Raw genomic sequence first — 16,438 nt, forward strand, 5'->3', positions numbered from 1 at the left:
GCGATCCATCCCCGTTAGGTCGGCAAATTCTTTGATGTCATGCGCAGGTCGATCGTATCGATCATCCACGCAAGCTGCGTGTTTGGCCGAGCGGCGACCGCCAAATCCAGACTATTGAGGCAGCGCCAAGCAGGCTGCTCACAAGCAGCGTAGCACGCAGTCCTGTCGCTGCAGCGAGTGCGCCACCGGCCAGCGCTCCCACTGACGCCAGCCCCCACACCAAGCTGCGGATGCTCGCATTGGCCCGGCCTTGCAAGCGCTGTGCGACCAGCGCGTACCGAAGGGGAACTTGCTGCACATTGTAAATCCCCTGGCCGACCCACAGAATGAATTGGGAGAGCGCGACGCATGCAATCGTCGCCCATCGGGGTTCGGTGATCAGGGTGGCCACGCTCATGCCTGCTGCGCTCAGGGCCAAACCGACCATTAACGCCGGGCCGATGCCGATTGCCCGGCCCGCCAAGGGCGAGCTGGTCGCGCCGACCACGCCACCAAGCGCGCCGATGCCGAGCACCATGCCGACGATCCGGCCGTCGAACCCGAGATCCTTGGTCAGATGTAGTAGAAAGGCCGCAGAATACGCGCTATGGCAAAAAATGAAGGTGGCGGTTGCCAAGGTGACCGCCCTCAAGATCGGATTGCCGAACACGCTCGCCAGCCCCTCGCTTATTTGGCCGAGGACCGCGCTCGAGGCGGCCGTTGAACAACCAGCGACCCGCATCGGCACCAGCAACAGCAACGCGGCGGCAAGCAGAAAGGAGACAGAGTCTGCCAGGATTGCGGTCGGTGCGGAGAGCGCCTCGACGAGCCAACCAGCCAGGAATGGACCTGCCGCCATCGCGATCGCTTGGCTGAATTCCAATGAGCTTTGCGCCCGCACCAAGCGAGAGCGGTCTACCACGGTGGGGATGCACGCCAGATATGCCAGGTCGGCGATCACCGCGACACTGCCAACCAGTAGGCTTGTCATGTAGAGCTGGGCCATTCCAAGACGTCCGAGGCCAGCGGACAGTGGGATCGTCGCCAGCGTGGCCGCCATAATCACGTTGGCTGTCAAAAGGATGTTTCGGTGCGGTAGACGGTCCACGATGACCCCGGCCAACAGGCTCAGCAACAGACAAGGCGCCCGACCGCAGGCCAGCAGCAGTCCCGTCTGCGCGGGGCCGGCGTCCAGCAGGGTGATCGCGGTCAGCGGTAGCGCCAGCATCGTGACGTTGGAGCCCAGCAGCGAAATGGTCTGGCCGAGCAGCAGCGCAAGATAGCTACGCGGCAGCCCGCGAACAGCGGCTGGACAGTTCCTCCTACTCACGGCTCGCCGGACGGGCTTGCCAGTGACAAATAGCCGAGACGGGCCAGCTCACATCCGGCGATCTGTTCGAACTCCGTAATCTGCGCTCGCGTCAGATCCTGGGCGTAACGGCCGACCCGGCCTTGGTGCAGCGGCTTTCCCGCAGCCTCGGCCGCCGGATGGCCGTGCGGTTGTTCGAACAATGCGTGCTCGTATTCGGCGTGACGCAGCACCGCCTCATCCCAAGGCAAGCCGAGATGGTCCAGAACTCGTGTCAGCGTGGACCGAGGACTGCCGACAAGATCCTCGTAACGGATCTCGAGATAGCGGCCGAGCGGCGCGATCCGATGCGGCCCGGACACCACGTCAAGCCAGCCGCGCGCGGCCTCGGCCACAGTCCGGTACCCCCAATCAGGAACGGTTTTCAGATGCGAGGCAGCAACGTCCCTTCCGTCGCGCACGATATGCACGAAATGCGCGCGCGGCCAAATTCGGGCGAAGTCATCGATCTGCGCGATCTTGCGCTGCAGTTTCAATCCCCATCGCCGAGCGCCGCTGCGGGTCCTGCGCAACTCGCCCATTTCATTGACAAGCCTGCATCGGTCGACGAGTGAAACGATGTCGTTGCCCAATTCGAGCATGACCTTGCTGGCCAGCTCGCGCACGTCATTGAAGTCCAGACCGAAGCGGCGACATTGCACCACAAAATGTACGCCGTCATACCAGAACGGATCGACCGTGTTCTTGGTCGCGCCCGCAACCCGCGGATCGCCGGCGGCAAGCAGGTCCGTTGCATGCAAAATGTGCGGGCCGAGATTGGGCGGCTCAAGGAAGTCGATCTCCGGCCCAACCAGCAGATCAAGATGCGAGTCAAGCACCACGCTAAGCAAGGTCGTGCCCGACCGGTTCTCGCCGCCGAGCAGCACTGGGGACGTCGAAAATGGATTGGGCTGCTGCATATAAAGCATTCTCTTCGGAAGACCTTTCTCATCCCTGGGCTGGCGCAATGAACCAGCGCCGAACCGCCTCAGGGCTCGCAACGAAGTGCTCACCGGCAAACCGTATGGCGGCTGCAAGCGGATCGTGCTCGTCATCGCAGCTGTCCAGCTGCGACTGCGCGGCCGGCAGAGCCTCTGCAGCTGCTTCAACAGCTGCCTTCACGTCGGCATTCGATACCGCCGCGGATGGCATGAAGCGCCCGCCATATTGCATGAGAAAGCCTCGCGCCCACATCTGCTGGAAAAACATCTGACCAAGCTCGGCGTTGGCAAAAACGACGTCGAACATGGTCGGCCATGCAAACGCCCATGCCGCGACTTGCCGATTCGCGAAGACCGCGTTCAGTCCCCTGATCAGTTGCTCGCCAACCTCGCGCATCCGCGCCAGCGCGGTGCCGTCGCGCAGCGCCTCCAACGTACTCAGGGCGGCAGCGAATGGAGTGACCTCGCGCTGATAGGTGTTGCCCATGTATGTCTTTTCGCCAGCGCTCAATACGTCCGCCCGACCCGCGACTGCGGACAACGCCATGCCGTTCGCCAATCCTTTACTCAGCGTAATCAGATCGGGCGCAAGGCCGACCGCCCCGTGGTAGCCCCCGAAAGCGTAACGGAAGCCGGTCATCACTTCATCGATAATGAGCAGCGCACCGTGCCGATGCACCAGCCTCTGCAGCTCCTGATGATAGTCGGGCGGGAAGAAATTGACCTCCGGCGTGACGATCACCGCCGCAACGCGCTCGATGCTGGCGAACTCGTCGAGCAAGTCCAGGTGATAACGGAAGTCCAGGCTGTCCCTGTCGCGGTTGGGCAGCCCCATGCCCGGCCGGTCCTGCAATTGCCAGTCATGCCAGCCATGATATCCGCTGGTGAGCACACGGTTCACGCCCGTAAACGCGCGGGCAAGGCGGACCGCGGCGCTGGTGGCGCATGAGCCGGTGCGGAAGAACATCGTACGTTCCGCGATTGGGAATATCTCAGCGAGCCGTTCGGCCAGCTCGACCCGGTGCACGGATACCGGCCCGGGCAGGATGCCGCCGGTCCGGCGCATCTCAGCGGCGGCGTGCGCGACGACGGGTTCGTATCCGGCTCCCAGCGGCGCGGCTCCACTACAGGACGTGAAATCGACATATTGCTTTTCGTTGGTATCCCACACATGCGCGCCCGACGCGCGGGTCATCACGACGGGAAATCGCCTGTTGAGGTCCCATTTTTCCGAGGCCGTGACGCGCAGAGCGCGCCCTAGTGCCGATCTGTGTCGATCGCTCGCGGCCACGGTGCCACTAGGTATGTTGGTCGACAAGGCCGGCCTCCGTCGATGATCCACGCTGGTCAGCTCAACTGGCTGATTATTCTGCGAGCTATCCGCATTGCGTTCGCCTGGATCGTGAAAGTCGGGTTGACGCCGCCGGCATAGGGAAAGAAGCCGCCATCTGCGACGTAGAGGTTGTCTATGTCGTGCACCCGGCCCCAGCGGTCGACCACCGACTGTGCCGGGTCGATCCCAGCGCGACAGCCGCCGTGCAGATGGCTGCTGCCGAACTGATAGTTGGAATCCTGGTAATCGATCTTTTCCACGCCCGCCTCGGCCAGCAAGTTCGACGCGCGTCGAGAAAGATAGCCCAATCGGCGTTTGTCCAGCGGATGGGTTGAGTAATCGAGAATGATGTTCGGCAAGCCCAGCGGGTCCTGGCTGGCGGCCAATCGGACGGCATTGTCGCGCATGGGCTGGTCGGCCGCCAGGAAATGCAGCCGCAAGGTTATCGCTCCGTGGCGGCCCGTGCGGTTAGATGCGGTGGCTTCGTAGATCATTCCGCCCAGTCCGGACGGTGCCTCGCGGTCCAGGTAGTGATCGGAGATCGCGACTGTGGAGAATGGGCCGCCAGAGGGGGAGGTCGAGAGCCGATCCAACCTCGTCGTGCCAGAGACGTAGCCGCTGATTTTAAACGAGAGGCCGCTGCCGACCATACCAGAGGCATTGCCTATGCCGTTAGGCGCGGCCCGCTGCCTCGAGCGGAGTAGCAGGGCAGCGGATTGCACTGCGTTACCCGCGAGCACAACGCAGCGGGCGCGGACCCTGGCGCGTCGCCTGCTTAGGGTGTCGAGCCATTCCAGCGAGTCCGCGCGGCTGACACTGCCCAGATGGATGCTTACAACCTTGCTGCCCGGAGCAACCGTCAGTGCGCCCGGCGGCAGCGCGATGTCTGTGAATGGCGAGCGCGCATCGGCCCTCGCGCCTGTTGGGCACAGATGTTCGTTGCACGGTCCCTCGCAACGACAGGCTGGCCGGTTGCGATAGGGCACCGAGTTGATTGCCAATGGGGTGGGGAACGGCAGGCCGCCCAGCCGTCCACACGCCTCGGCAATCAAGCGACCCTGCGCGCTGTACTCATGGGGCGGCAGAACAGGAGGATCGCTCGGTGGTTCGAGCGGATCGGCCCCGGCCAGACGGGCCACTCCCATCCGGTGTTCGAGTTCCTCATAGAATGGACGTAGTTCGGCGTATTCGATGGGCCAGGCCGGGTCGAGCGCGTCCGTCGCAATATGCGCTCGTGCGTCAAAATCAATGGTGCGATAACGGAAGGCTATTCCGGCATACAAAGTCATTCCACCGCCGAGCGCAGAGACGGTCCACGGGCGGCCGAACGGCGTCAACGTAGCCGGCGCAGACCGAACCAGCGCGCTGTCCATGCTACTTTGGACGTTCGCCAGCGAGGCGCCGGCAGGAAGCGCCCGACCTGCTTCGAGGAGGAGCACTCGCAAACCACTTTGGGCGATCTCGTGGGCTACCGTCGAGCCGCTGGCGCCACTCCCGATCACGCATACGTCAACGGCGTCGGCCGCCATGTCTCGCACTTTGGCAACACTTCGACGATAGGTCATCCCGATTACTCAATATCGGGCAACTGTCTTCACAGATGCCGTCGCCAGCGTTGAACGTTCGGTAGGTCCCCAGATGACTGGTGTGGCTTCGCCACTTGCCAAAGGATCGTCGCGAACTACTTCGGCACTATACAATGTGACGCTACGTGCGATTCAAGCCTCTTCGGCGGTAAACGCATGAATACGATCACGAGAGTCTCGCAGGATCAGCGAGAGCTTCGAAGAGAATGACCAGATTCATGATCCATCAACAACCTGTGGACCTGATGCGGGCGGGTATGCGTCTTGCGCGGCCAAAGCGATACGTCCCGGACAGGTGAAGCATCGAGGCTTCATCAGTCGTCTTTTTTGAGCACGAATCCTGGTGGTAGTGAGTTAAACGCGGCTCGAACACGCAAGCTGTCATTCATGGTTGGCAAAAAAAGGCCCGGCCTCGTTTCGATGGCCGGGCCGAAGTTAGTCTGGACGGGCGAGGCTGCTAAGCATCGCGCCGACCTCCGCCAGCAGAGGGAGGGCTGCCGACGGCTATTTGCGGTGGAACATGCACCGCAAATCCGTAATTGCGAAGGCCTTGTTCTCGGATACACCCGGCGTTCATTCGAAGCGATCTCTTGGGTCAGGATCGAAGACGCCGGTATCGCTCTGGGCTGTCCACACATCGAGCGCATTGGCGTCTTCGTTCGCTGATGGCAACAGAGCACCTGATCGACGTGCCGGGGGGCCTCACCATATATTTGGGATCGTACAACGTGACGCTACGTACGATTCAAGTCCTTTGAGCCGCCGCGATAAGAGATCGAAGCTCCCGACCTCTCACCAGCATCCACAAGTAAGCGGTGGGCGGTGGAGGCGCGTGTCACATTCCATTCATGGACTCGCGTGCCTAGCCTGGAGCATGCTCGCAAAGGGCCGTGATTACGACGCCAACTTCACGGGGCCACGCCGCTTAAGACAGGGCCGGGACGGGAGAAGATCCACGATCCACCCGGAAAGGCACAATATCCCGCCCAGGTTTGCGAGACGGAAAGGACGAATGGAGCAACGGTTGCACCGACACTTCTGAAGCCTGGTTCGATGCCATCGCCCTTCTTGAGGCCAGCGAGTTACTGAGGACAGGAGTGGGCGGATATCCATAGTGGCTCGAGGCGAGAGCCTCAAATCGAAGCCGGATAGATTGGCGCAGACCGCTACATTTCTTTGTCGATTCCTCTTGCAACGCGGGTGTGGTCCATAGATCGGTGTCAAAGCCTCCATCGTCACCAACAACCGTCGGGCTCCCGGAGGCCTGTTCGTGCTGCACGCCAGGGCGCTGCCCGATAATCCCTACGACGGGCACACTTTGCGCGACGTGATCGACCGCACCGAGACACTCACCGGCTGTCCGATCGAGCTGGCCTATGCCAACAAGGGATACCGCGGACACGACGCGCAAAATCCCCGACGCGTCTTCATCTCTGGCCAGAAGCGCGGCGTCTTCGACGTCATCAAGTGCGAGCTACGCCGCCGATCCGCCATCGAACCCTTCATCGGACACCTGAAGACCGACGGTCACCTTGGCGGCCGCTACCCCAAAGGCCGCGCAGGAGACGCCGCCAGCGTCATCCTCTCCGCCGTCGGCCACAACTTCCGCCGTATCTTCGCCTGGCTCAGAGAACTTTGATGCCTATCCAGCTCTGCCGCACGCGAGCCTGTCCGGCACCGCTCAATTCGGCTTATTAACTTGGCGTAATCGCGGCTGACGTCTTCTTGAGAACACGAGGATCGGTAGGATCGGCGTCGCGGAGGAGGTCACCAAGCCGGCCGCCCCGATACCCAGTCTCTACGATGGCGTCGGCTGCTCGGCGCTGCATTGGGAATGCACGCGATCTGCCCCCTTCTACGGAAGTGAGGAAGCGCAGCCAGCCGCGTCGACAACCGCGCTCCGTATGTTGTATAGCTCTGTCAACTAACGCACTCTCAACAGCTTGGACCGTCCTACATGCATAAGTCCGAGATCGGAGGGCAGGCTGCCCATTCGAGTGAATTTGTGACTTCAGCCTCGGCCAACCGGATCAGCGTGCAAATACCAAATCTAGTGTGCGCGCGTTCTGAATCACGAAGAGAAAAAAAGACTGTCTCTGTCTAGCCGCTCTGCTCTGATCGTCAATAGCAGCGAAAGGACTGAGATGATGAAGAGAGTTGACATTCTTAAATACGCGAAGAGCAAATATGAGACCGAGGCAGAGTATCCTTGGGAGAACTTTCCGCGCTACGCGGTGCTTAAGCACGAGAACAATATGAAATGGTACGGTCTCATAATGAATGTGCCGCGCGAGCGTCTCGGGCTTAAGGGCGATGGCGAGATCGACATTATCGACATCAAGACCGACCCGTACCTGGTCGATGCGCTCAGGAATGCAAGAGGCTACCTGCCGGCCTATCACATGAACAAGGAACACTGGATCTCGGTGCTCCTTGATGGCTCTGTCTCCAAGCAGCAGGTTCAGAAACTGATCGATAGTAGTTTCGACCTGACGAAGTGACGCAGGCGGAGTTTAAGCGATGACGTTCTGGGCCGGCAACTTTGGAGTGCTCGCGTTGCGCTATATCAATGAGGAGGCCTCTGCCAGACTGTCTGCAGACTTCGAGCCTAGTCGTCCAAAGTCTCGAAGCTATGGCTGGCCATCGTACCGATGTGATCGACCTCCAAACTGAAATCCGGCAGGGCCTTGAGCGCAAGCTTGTGATGGAAGCTGGTGATGGCGATGCAGCTATGCTCGACCGGGGGGCATGAGAACCGTCAGCGCGTCGTAGGGCTGGAGAACGAGCGAGCCTGAGCATGCGTAGGGCATGGTGTACAGCAGCGAGACGAAGTGCCGTCGCCGCCCCGGCGCCGTATAGACCTGATAGAGAGCTCCCCCAGAGAAGGGATAGACCTGTAGCCCGTTGATGAAGCCGTTGCGGACCGTTTGCACCCATGCTGGATCGTAGGGATTGCTGAAGGAGGTTCGGCCGAAAGCGCCGCCGACGTGTCCACCAATATAGCCTCCGGACCAGTCCCACACCGCCGCGGGCAGTTTGACTTCCGGCTCTAGGTCTGCCGCATTCGCCGCACCATTTGCGACGAGCGCAATTGTCGTGGCGCCCAAAAGAAGAACTCCAGATCGCATTCAACAAGTCCCCTGCATTTTCTCGGTCCATAACCGAGCGCCCTTAAATTATCGCCGCAGTAAACCGTCGGGGCGGTCAAGACGCTGACAGCGACACGCGCCGAGTCCGTCCCGAAGACCATCGCACCGCGATTGGTGATGAGGCCGTAAAAGAGCAAGTCACGTGCCGAAGTGAATTCGCAGGCTTTGCAGGCACTTCGTCGGGGCGTGTACCGTCAAGTTGCTGACATTGTCTCAATACCGACAGCCGCAGCCACTGCCCGAGCAATCTTTTCAGCCTCTGAGGTAGAGATCGCCGCCAACCCTCCAGGCTCTTCGGCAACGCCGTGGTAGCAATATCGGTGAGATCATGATTGCCGCCGACAGTAAGATTGTCCGGCACGGCCGCGATCGCCGTGTCGTTTGAGGTAGTTGAGTCGACGTCGCTAGATTGCGGACCGTCAATCTAATGACAACGAGCTGCCTATCTGCCGTCGAGCCTTCCGCCCACTCTGAAGATACTCTACGCCAACCGCAATCGACGGCCCCATCTGCCCGAGATACTCCCGCCTGGTCTTGCATCTCCAGCTCAACGGGAGTGAGGTAACGCGCCTGCCCAATCTGCTTCCAGCCGGACTCGAGACTCTGTTGGTCCACTGAAATCGACTGACAGCTTGCCTCAGTCCCTCCCGGTCACGCTCCAAGGTGTGAACATAGGTTACAATTTTTTATCCACGCTGCCCGAAACCCTCCCGATGTCATGGACCGAAGCGCACGATGCGCATGGTCTCCTGGCTACCGAAGCCATGCGCTCAAGATCGAAATGCTCGGACTGGATGAGGCCAGCGACCCGCAAGGACATGGCTAATGATCCTTGCTCGATGCGCGCGCCATTTCTTAGCGTCGAAGACGCCCGGCGCTTGGCTTGAGGTGTGATCTTTTCAATCGAACTTATAGGAGGCCTGAAAGAACGTACCCCAGCGCTCCATGCTGAACCTTGCAAACGCAGGTGGCGCTCCGGTGCACTTGCTGTCGCTGCCGTTGCAGATTACCTCGCCCCGCCTTTTGGTCCACATGGCCCAGTAGCGCCCGCCGACGCCGACGCTGAAGTTCTTGGTGAAGAAATAAGACAGCACGCCTTCAACCTGGACGCCGCCGCCACCATCGCCCCGCTGTTCAGCGAAGGTGGTCTCGTGGCGCAAGAGATGATTGTCGCGCCCCTTGAAATCGGTCCAAGGCAGGTAGGCGACATCGGTATTTAGTCTCCAGCCATCGGTCAGCATGGTTTCGGCGCTCAGGCCGATTCGAGGCGCATTCCACTGAGTATTCTGGCTGCCAACGATCCTGTCGTCGCCGCGCGCAAGACATGGGCGACGGGGGTTAACCGTTTCTACGCATCCGGTCGAGTCGGAGCTCTGATCGTAATAGGTCCAACCGATAAATCCCCCAACCTTGTAGTTGGCGCCGCGCAGGAAATCGTAACCCGCATCGGCGGTGTAATAGCTGAACCTCCCGTTTCCTTGGCCTGATACCGTGTTGACGTACGGCGTTATCGTTCCCGAGTGGGATGGGGGGAGGCTCCAGTCTTCATCGTTCATGTTCCCTTTGTCGAAGCGTCCAAGGCCAATGTTGCCCTTCAGGAACACTCCCCAAGGGCTGTCGGCACGGCCAAATAGCTCCCCGGAAAGTCCGTCGAGTCCGTGATAGGTGAGCCTCGATCCAAGAATGCTGGGGTCTAGAGGCCAGCCATAGGGCATTGCGCTGTTGTCCCATTGAAAACGTCCGCGGCTGAGCCAGAGCCGCGATCCGCCTTCAAACGACCAGCCGGTCGTGTAGGCAATCGGCGGCGCGCCGGCGGGTGCTTTTGCGTACAGCGGCGCACCGGACCATTGCGCCGTCCACGGGTCGGCGCCAAAATGGTAGTTCAATCCAATCTTTCCGACGTGATAGTTGCTGGACAGGCTCGTTGTGTTCCCCGGAAGAATTGACAAAGGCGGATCTTGCACGGTGGCGGGAGTCGCGACACTCGGCCCGCCGAAATGCAGATAGTCATACTCCGCTGTGACCGACCATGCGGACGTAAGCGCTTGCTCGACTCCCACCCCGATGATGCCACCGAAGCGACCATAGTCGAAATGGGTTTTCTGCTGTGGCAACTGGCGCCCCTCGTAGTTATTGACGACGTCGCCCTGATTGTTTTGCCAAGCCACGCCTCCCTTGAGATAGGCCAGTGTGCCACCCGACGCGCCAAACGTGTATCCGACACGACCGGTCGCGGTGGCAAAGACGTTCGGACCTGCCTTGCAGTTTGCACTCACGACAAAGCCGGACGACGCGAGGCAGGTATTTGTGCCGTCTGAGACAGCACCGCTGGCATCGAGTTCGACGCCAAACACCCATCCGTTCTTCTGCCAATTGTAGCCGATCTGGCCACCTGCGAGGAACGTCGGCGTATCCACGCTGCCGCCATAGATTGACGGACCGTAGGGATTGCTGAAGGAGGTTCGGCCGAAACCGCCGCCGACGTGTCCGCCAATATAGCCTCCAGACCAGTTCCACACCGCCGCGGGCAGTTTCACTTCCGGCTCAAGGTCTGCCGCATTCGCCGCACCACTTGCGACGAGCGCAATTGTCGTGGCCCCCAAAAGAAGAACTCCAGATCGCATTCAACATGTCCCCTGCATTTTCTCGGTTCACGGGGCGGAGCAGACGCTTACAGCGACACGCGCCGAGTCCGTCCCGAAGACCATCGCACTGCGATTGGTGGTGAGGCCGCAAAAGAGCAAGTCGCGTGCCGAAGGTGAATTCGCAGGCTTTGCAGGCACTTCGTCGTGGCGTGTATTGTCAAGTTGCTGACATTGTCTCAATACCGACAGTCGGCGCGGCCGCTGCCGCAGCAATACTTGGCGAGCGCGGGGTCATGGGTGGCCGAACCACATGATGCGCCGGTCTCGCTTTGGCTACGGGAAGCCTTGCTGCCTCCACAGATGGAAAGACAGTGCGGAACGGGCTGCGTCGCTTCGAAGATATTTGAGCTCGATCTGTGCTCCTAAGCGCTCTCATCGAGAGCGCTCTTTATTTGACGCCGCTTTAGTTGTGCCGCCGGCCACCAGAATGTTCTTGCGGGCAGCGAGCGCTTCGCGGAGCACGATCGCCTGAGCGGCCGTCATGATGCCGGCGGCCGCGTAGTCGTCCAGTGTGAAAACAGCGAAGGCAGGCTTGCAGATCGCAAAGGCCGGCCGCGCAGCGACCGGCGGCAAAATCCCCTCGAACCTCTCTCCCGTCTCGGAAAGTCGGCCGAGACGCGCGGCTTTTCCGCATGCACCTCCGCGCCGACATGGTGCCCGACCAGACGCACGATCCGCTCTCCGTCAGCGGCGGACAGCGTTCGGCCGCTATCCTCCAGCCCCCAGTCGATCCAGAGCCATCCATCGGGGTTGAGCATTGCCTCGACGATCGCGGGGCCTTCGAGGAACGTCGCGATCGCGGGGGCCAAGCGCGGTGCGAAGCATGCGCGCGCCACGCGAGAACGCTTCCGAATGGAGTGAAGTGCCCGCCACGATCGGTTCCCGTCGAGCGCCAGCCGCGGCAAGCACCGCGCAGCCCAGGGAGAATCTCGTGTAGGACGATGCCCTTTAAGAGCTCGAGGGAGAAAAGAATCGGATGAGCGACAATAGCAACCTCGAAGACAGAACCATCGAAGCGATACGGCACTATCGCGAGGCCCTCGCCGTGGTCGACGGCCTGGAGCGAAAAGAACGTTCCGCGCATCGAGCGCTGACCAGGATACTGCCTGAATTGGGACATGCCCTGCGCAGCCTAGACCCGCGGTCTCTCAAGGATAACATTAAGATTGGCTTGGCAGCTGTCTCGCGGCAGGACCAAGCGTGGGCCGAACGATATAGTTGGTCTTATGGTTGCGCTCGCATCACGCGTTTTTTGCGTGGGTTGCGCAGCATTTTTGTGCCGAAGTCGACTTCGGCGCTACAACTATCGATCGCCGAACAAGCAGGCACAGGAGCGCTGGAAGCGTCACCTAGAAAATCCCCGACCGCACAGCCTTTCGGTGAGGCGGCCCTCTCAAGAGCAAGCAGGTATGAATGTGCTTCACGGGTAAGCCCTCTACCGGTCTTCATCATTATCTCGCCATCCGCAGCGCAATGCGTAGCTCGTAAAAACCCTGATGGGATCAAGACCCCGGCTTTGGGGACTACATTGCTGAGAACGATGCAGCGGGGGAGCGGATCGCGGTAGCTCTTGACCATCTTCTCCTATCGCCGCAACGAAAACAAGCAAAGCAGATCGAGATGATGAGAGCGGGCTGTGGTGGTGACGGATCAAATCCCAAGCATCGGAGTTGCCGCCGGTCTTTTACGAATATCGAAACGTTTGCGGAGACGCCGCCGGCGGACGAAGTCGAGCCTCCCGCGCTTGGCTTGTCACCTGAGGATAGAGACGTCCTTTTATGGATCCAATCAGGACATCAGAAGACAGCCGATGAAATTGCCGAGCTCAATCGCAACGTCGATTGCGCAGCAAGCCGAGCTAAAGTGAATCTCGGATCAGATCGCAGCCCGGACCTAAAGAATCGAGGGGCTGCAGAATCCAGCGCCTGTTGCTTCTCCTGCTCCTGCTGCTTCTTCGCCACCGTGGCGCACCACATCCAAGCCGGCCAAGAGAGACGTCCGGCCCTCGAAACCACAAGGTCCGGTTTCTGTCGGAGGCGCGCCGCTGACTGCGGAGCTGAGCGCGGGACAGCGCTGATGACCACAGATGCCTGCCATATCAGGCTGCGCCTTCCAACCACCTCGCAAACCAACGGTCCACCATCTTGATCGTCAGGCCGAGCCTCTCATTGCTCCGCGTGGTTTCGGAAATCCTCTGTGAGTCGCAAGAAGTTCATAAGCAGGACGTGCCCCTGTGAGGTAAGTATCGACTCGGGATGGAACTGGACCCCATGAGTGGGATAATAGCCGTGCGTGAGGGCCATGATCTCGCCTTCCTCCGAACGCGCTGTCACTATGAGGTTCTGCGCGCATGACTGATCAAGCTCGACGATAAGAGAATGGTAGCGTCCGACGTCAAGCGGGGTTGGCAGCTCCTTGAATAATCCTCGGCCGTCATGGGCAACGTATGAGCGCCGACCGTGCATGGGCCGACGCGCACGCGCCACCCGTCCTCCGAAAGCGCTCGCAATACACTGATGTCCAAGGCAGATACCGAGAATTGGTACGCGTCCTGAAAGTTCGCGAACCGCTGCTGTCGATATTCCTGCCTCAGTTGGGGTGCAGGGGCCGGGCGATATGACCACCGCGCGCGGGTTGAGACCAACGAGCTCGCTGATGCTGATGGCGTCGTTTCGGATCACTTCCGTTGCTTCACTGAGCTTGTGGAAATAGCGGGCAATATTGTACACGAAGGAATCGTAATTATCGATAATGACAATCAAAATGCACCAGCTGGTTCAGAACCAAATGCATCAAAGAGTCGCTCTGCCTTGGCGAGCGTTTCCTCGTATTCGGCCTCGGGCTCCGACAAGGCTGTTATACCGCTGCCCGCATGAAACACAGCCAGGTCGCCGTCGATCGTGACAGTGCGGATCGCAATACTTGTGTCCATGTGCCCGTTGAAGCCGATGAACCCGATCGCCCCACAATAGACCTCTCGCGCTATGCGCTCGATTTCTGTAATAATTTCCATCGACCGCAGCTTTGGCGCTCCTGTAATGGAGCCGCCGGGAAAGCATGCACGGAGCAGGCTAACGGCGTCTTCGTCTCCGGCAAGTGCACCCGTAACGATCGACACGAGATGGTGCACCGAGGCATAGGACTCGAGATTGCATAGGGCCGGAACCTCGACCGAATGCGCAGTGCAAACGCGTGACAGATCGTTGCGCAAAAGGTCGACAATCATCGTGTTCTCGGCATGATCCTTTTCGGAAGCGAGGAGAACAGCCGCACGGCGGTGGTCTTCCTTGGGATTAGGCGAACGGGCGATCGTGCCCTTGATGGGGCGTGTCTCGACTTGTCGCCCGTCAAGTTTTAGGAATCGTTCCGGCGAACTTGATGCGATTGTCAGCTTTCCCCATCGCAGCAGGGCCGCAAAGGGCGCCGGATTCCATGATCGTAGCTGGCAATAGAACGCGAGCGGATCAAAAGAGGTCGACAGGCGGGTGTTGAAACGCTGCGCAATATTCGCCTGGAACACGTCACCCGCCAAGATCAAATCGATCACGCGTTGTACCGCCGCAATGTAGCCCTCGCGGCTGAAGTTCGAGCGCCATGCGCCGGCGTTGCTGGGACAACTCTTCTGTGGCGCCTTTGGACCGGCAAGCAATGCTGCAAAATCGTCGGCTCGACGACGCGCTCGTTCGCTCCGTCGCGCGCGATCCTGCTCCGGCCATCCGGTCGAGACGATCCAGCATTTGTTATCCCGGTGGTCGAAGCTGATGACCAGGTCATAGAAATGCAGGATGGATTGGGGCAAACCCAGACCGGCAATCGCCGGCGCAGACAATCGCTCCAATGTCCTGTTCATGTCGTAGCCAAGGTAGCCTGCCGCTCCTCCCTGGAACGGCGGGAGATCGGGGCGATGCTCTTGCGGGTACTTCGCGAGTAGCGTTCGAAGGACCTTCCATGGATCGGCCTCGAGAGTCAGTCCGTTCCAACTGGCTTGGCCATTCGTGACCCTGTAGGTGCTGAACGGGTCGCACATTAGATATGAGTAGCGTCCAAGCAGCTCGTGCCTTGCTGAGCTATCGAGAAACGTGAGATTGGATCGATGCCCAAGACGTCGCATCGCTGTGACAGGTTCAACCCACTGCAACTCGCGAACGTACATCGCTTTATCAGTCACCGGCGGCTGACGTTGTGAAAGTGCCGTTCCATCTGTTGCCCACCCGATGAGAATGACGCTTATCTGCGATGGGCCGAAACATGAGGGCCATTGCCAAGGTAACCCGGCGGTGGACGTTTTGCTGCGACAGCACCTGGATCATCCTGCCGTGGAGGCGAAAGGGGTATCTGTTGATACATCGTAGTCGGCCGCGAACCGGAGCTCGCGGAGCGGTCGGACTCGTTTAATCGACTCCTGGTAGAGATCGTGCGCTTTGTACGCTGCGAGCTCCCTCTCGCTGTCGAACTCGCCATAGACGACAATGTCGATATCGTTGCCGAGCTGATCGGTCCTGCGGTTGCGGGCAACCTCAAGCCGGCGCGCATGTGGTATCGTGGTGAGAAGCGAAAGACCTTCGATGATCTGGTTGATCTGCGCCTCGTCCTTGGCGCTGAAGAAGACGATGTGACGAATCATGGCCGCCCGTAGAGATGTCGCTGGAGGGTGCCATAACTATCTGGGAATAGAGCCCGTTGCAATGATGCCAGTCGCTTGCCGCATGATCGTCGCTTGCGATCGTCGGCGATCCGCAATGAGGCTTGCCAGATTTGCTCAGGACGCCGGAAGAGCAAGGCGCTCAATGGTTTGAATGTGCCGCGCGAGCAGGTTACAGGCTTGATCAACGTTGCGCGTCCGCAAGGCTTGCAGAATCAGGCGGTGATCTTGATTTGAGCGCGGTCGCCAGCCCACCGATCGCGCCATCGCGAACACCAACCGAGAATTGGCAAGCTGCAATCCATCGAGGCTCGCGAGCAGACGCGGCATCCCGCACGGCGCGACCAAGGCTTGGTGAAAGGCGCGGTTGGCCATCTCAAAAGCCTCGATCGTCTTTGCATTGTCTCCTTCGATCAAGGCCAGCTCGATCTCAGCCAAATGAGCTGTTGTGAGCCTTGGCCCCGAATGGCGCAGTGCCACCACCTCGAGCGCGGCGCGCATTTCGGCGATCTCCTTCACTGAACGGGTATCGAGCGGGGCAACCCGAACACCACGGCGCGGCACGGCGACAACAAGATGTTGTGCCTGCAGCTGCCGAAAGGCCTCGCGCACGGGGACGTGGCTGGAATTGAATTCTCGTGCAATGTGATCCTGACGGAGTGGCGCGCCTGGCTCTAAAGCGCCGCTGATAATGCGATCAGCGATTAAGTCCGCGATGCGCGCGACCGTCGTCTTGTTGTCAGCAGCGATCATAGATTATCTACCGCAATAACCGGTGCATTTGCGAGGCGGCTCGATTAGCATCTCTTCGAGAG

10 protein-coding genes and 3 pseudogenes are annotated in these 16,438 nt (G+C 60.0%); 2 read left to right on the forward strand and 11 right to left on the reverse strand.

Going from position 1 to position 16,438, the window contains the following annotated elements; genetic code table 11:
- Positions 1–61: 61 nt before the first annotated feature.
- Genes XH80_RS24905 through XH80_RS24920 form a run of 4 tightly spaced genes read right to left on the reverse strand, consistent with a single transcriptional unit; the run spans position 62 to position 5,166 of the window.
- Entirely contained in the window at positions 62–1,309 is a 1,248-nt protein-coding gene (locus XH80_RS24905; RefSeq protein WP_271600825.1) for an MFS transporter, read from the reverse strand.
- The gene (locus tag XH80_RS24910; RefSeq protein WP_271600826.1) at positions 1,306–2,247 is read right to left on the reverse strand and encodes a sulfotransferase family protein; all 942 of its coding nucleotides are present in this window, start codon (positions 2,245–2,247) and stop codon (positions 1,306–1,308) included. Before XH80_RS24910 ends, XH80_RS24905 begins: the two co-directional genes overlap by 4 nt.
- Before the next feature lie 28 nt (positions 2,248–2,275).
- Positions 2,276–3,610, reverse strand: a complete 1,335-nt coding sequence (locus XH80_RS24915) for an aminotransferase class III-fold pyridoxal phosphate-dependent enzyme (RefSeq protein WP_333968845.1) — start codon at positions 3,608–3,610, stop codon at positions 2,276–2,278.
- Between the two features lie 5 nt (positions 3,611–3,615).
- Positions 3,616–5,166, reverse strand: a complete 1,551-nt coding sequence (locus XH80_RS24920; RefSeq protein WP_271600827.1) for an FAD-dependent oxidoreductase — start codon at positions 5,164–5,166, stop codon at positions 3,616–3,618.
- Positions 5,167–6,403: 1,237 nt separating this feature from the next.
- Between XH80_RS24920 and XH80_RS24925 the strand changes: the two are divergent.
- Together XH80_RS24925 and XH80_RS24930 are read left to right on the forward strand one after the other, a co-directional pair.
- A pseudogene (locus XH80_RS24925) lies at positions 6,404–6,885 on the forward strand (IS5/IS1182 family transposase); the annotation flags it as partial.
- A 449-nt stretch (positions 6,886–7,334) separates the two neighbouring features.
- Positions 7,335–7,688 (forward strand): MmcQ/YjbR family DNA-binding protein, encoded by a 354-nt coding sequence (locus XH80_RS24930; RefSeq protein ID WP_271600828.1) that lies wholly within the window; start codon positions 7,335–7,337, stop codon positions 7,686–7,688.
- Between the two features lie 339 nt (positions 7,689–8,027).
- Here the strand turns inward: XH80_RS24930 and XH80_RS24935 are convergent.
- From XH80_RS24935 to XH80_RS24965, 7 genes and pseudogenes are all read right to left on the reverse strand, one after another.
- Positions 8,028–8,315, reverse strand: a pseudogene (locus XH80_RS24935) (hypothetical protein); the annotation flags it as partial.
- Between the two features lie 920 nt (positions 8,316–9,235).
- Positions 9,236–10,960 carry an outer membrane beta-barrel protein gene (locus tag XH80_RS24940; RefSeq protein WP_271600829.1) on the reverse strand — a complete coding sequence of 575 codons (1,725 nt, stop codon included), beginning with the start codon at positions 10,958–10,960 and terminating at the stop codon, positions 9,236–9,238.
- A gap of 426 nt (positions 10,961–11,386) precedes the next feature.
- A pseudogene (locus tag XH80_RS24945) lies at positions 11,387–11,806 on the reverse strand (P-type conjugative transfer ATPase TrbB); the annotation flags it as partial.
- Positions 11,807–13,146: 1,340 nt separating this feature from the next.
- Entirely contained in the window at positions 13,147–13,743 is a 597-nt protein-coding gene (locus XH80_RS24950; protein WP_271600830.1) for an anthranilate synthase component II, read from the reverse strand.
- Positions 13,740–15,134, reverse strand: coding sequence for an aminodeoxychorismate synthase component I (gene pabB / locus XH80_RS24955; RefSeq protein WP_271600831.1), 1,395 nt, complete (start codon positions 15,132–15,134; stop codon positions 13,740–13,742). Before pabB ends, XH80_RS24950 begins: the two co-directional genes overlap by 4 nt.
- A 153-nt stretch (positions 15,135–15,287) precedes the next feature.
- Positions 15,288–15,605 carry a Dabb family protein gene (locus tag XH80_RS24960; RefSeq protein WP_271600832.1) on the reverse strand — a complete coding sequence of 106 codons (318 nt, stop codon included), beginning with the start codon at positions 15,603–15,605 and terminating at the stop codon, positions 15,288–15,290.
- Positions 15,606–15,740: 135 nt separating this feature from the next.
- On the reverse strand, positions 15,741–16,376 hold the full coding sequence (locus tag XH80_RS24965) for a GntR family transcriptional regulator (RefSeq protein WP_271600833.1): 636 nt from the start codon (positions 16,374–16,376) through the stop codon (positions 15,741–15,743).
- Positions 16,377–16,438 lie beyond the last annotated feature (62 nt).

The sequence above is a fragment of the Bradyrhizobium sp. CCBAU 45384 genome (genome assembly GCF_028128665.1).
GTDB classification, from domain to species: domain Bacteria; phylum Pseudomonadota; class Alphaproteobacteria; order Rhizobiales; family Xanthobacteraceae; genus Bradyrhizobium; species Bradyrhizobium manausense.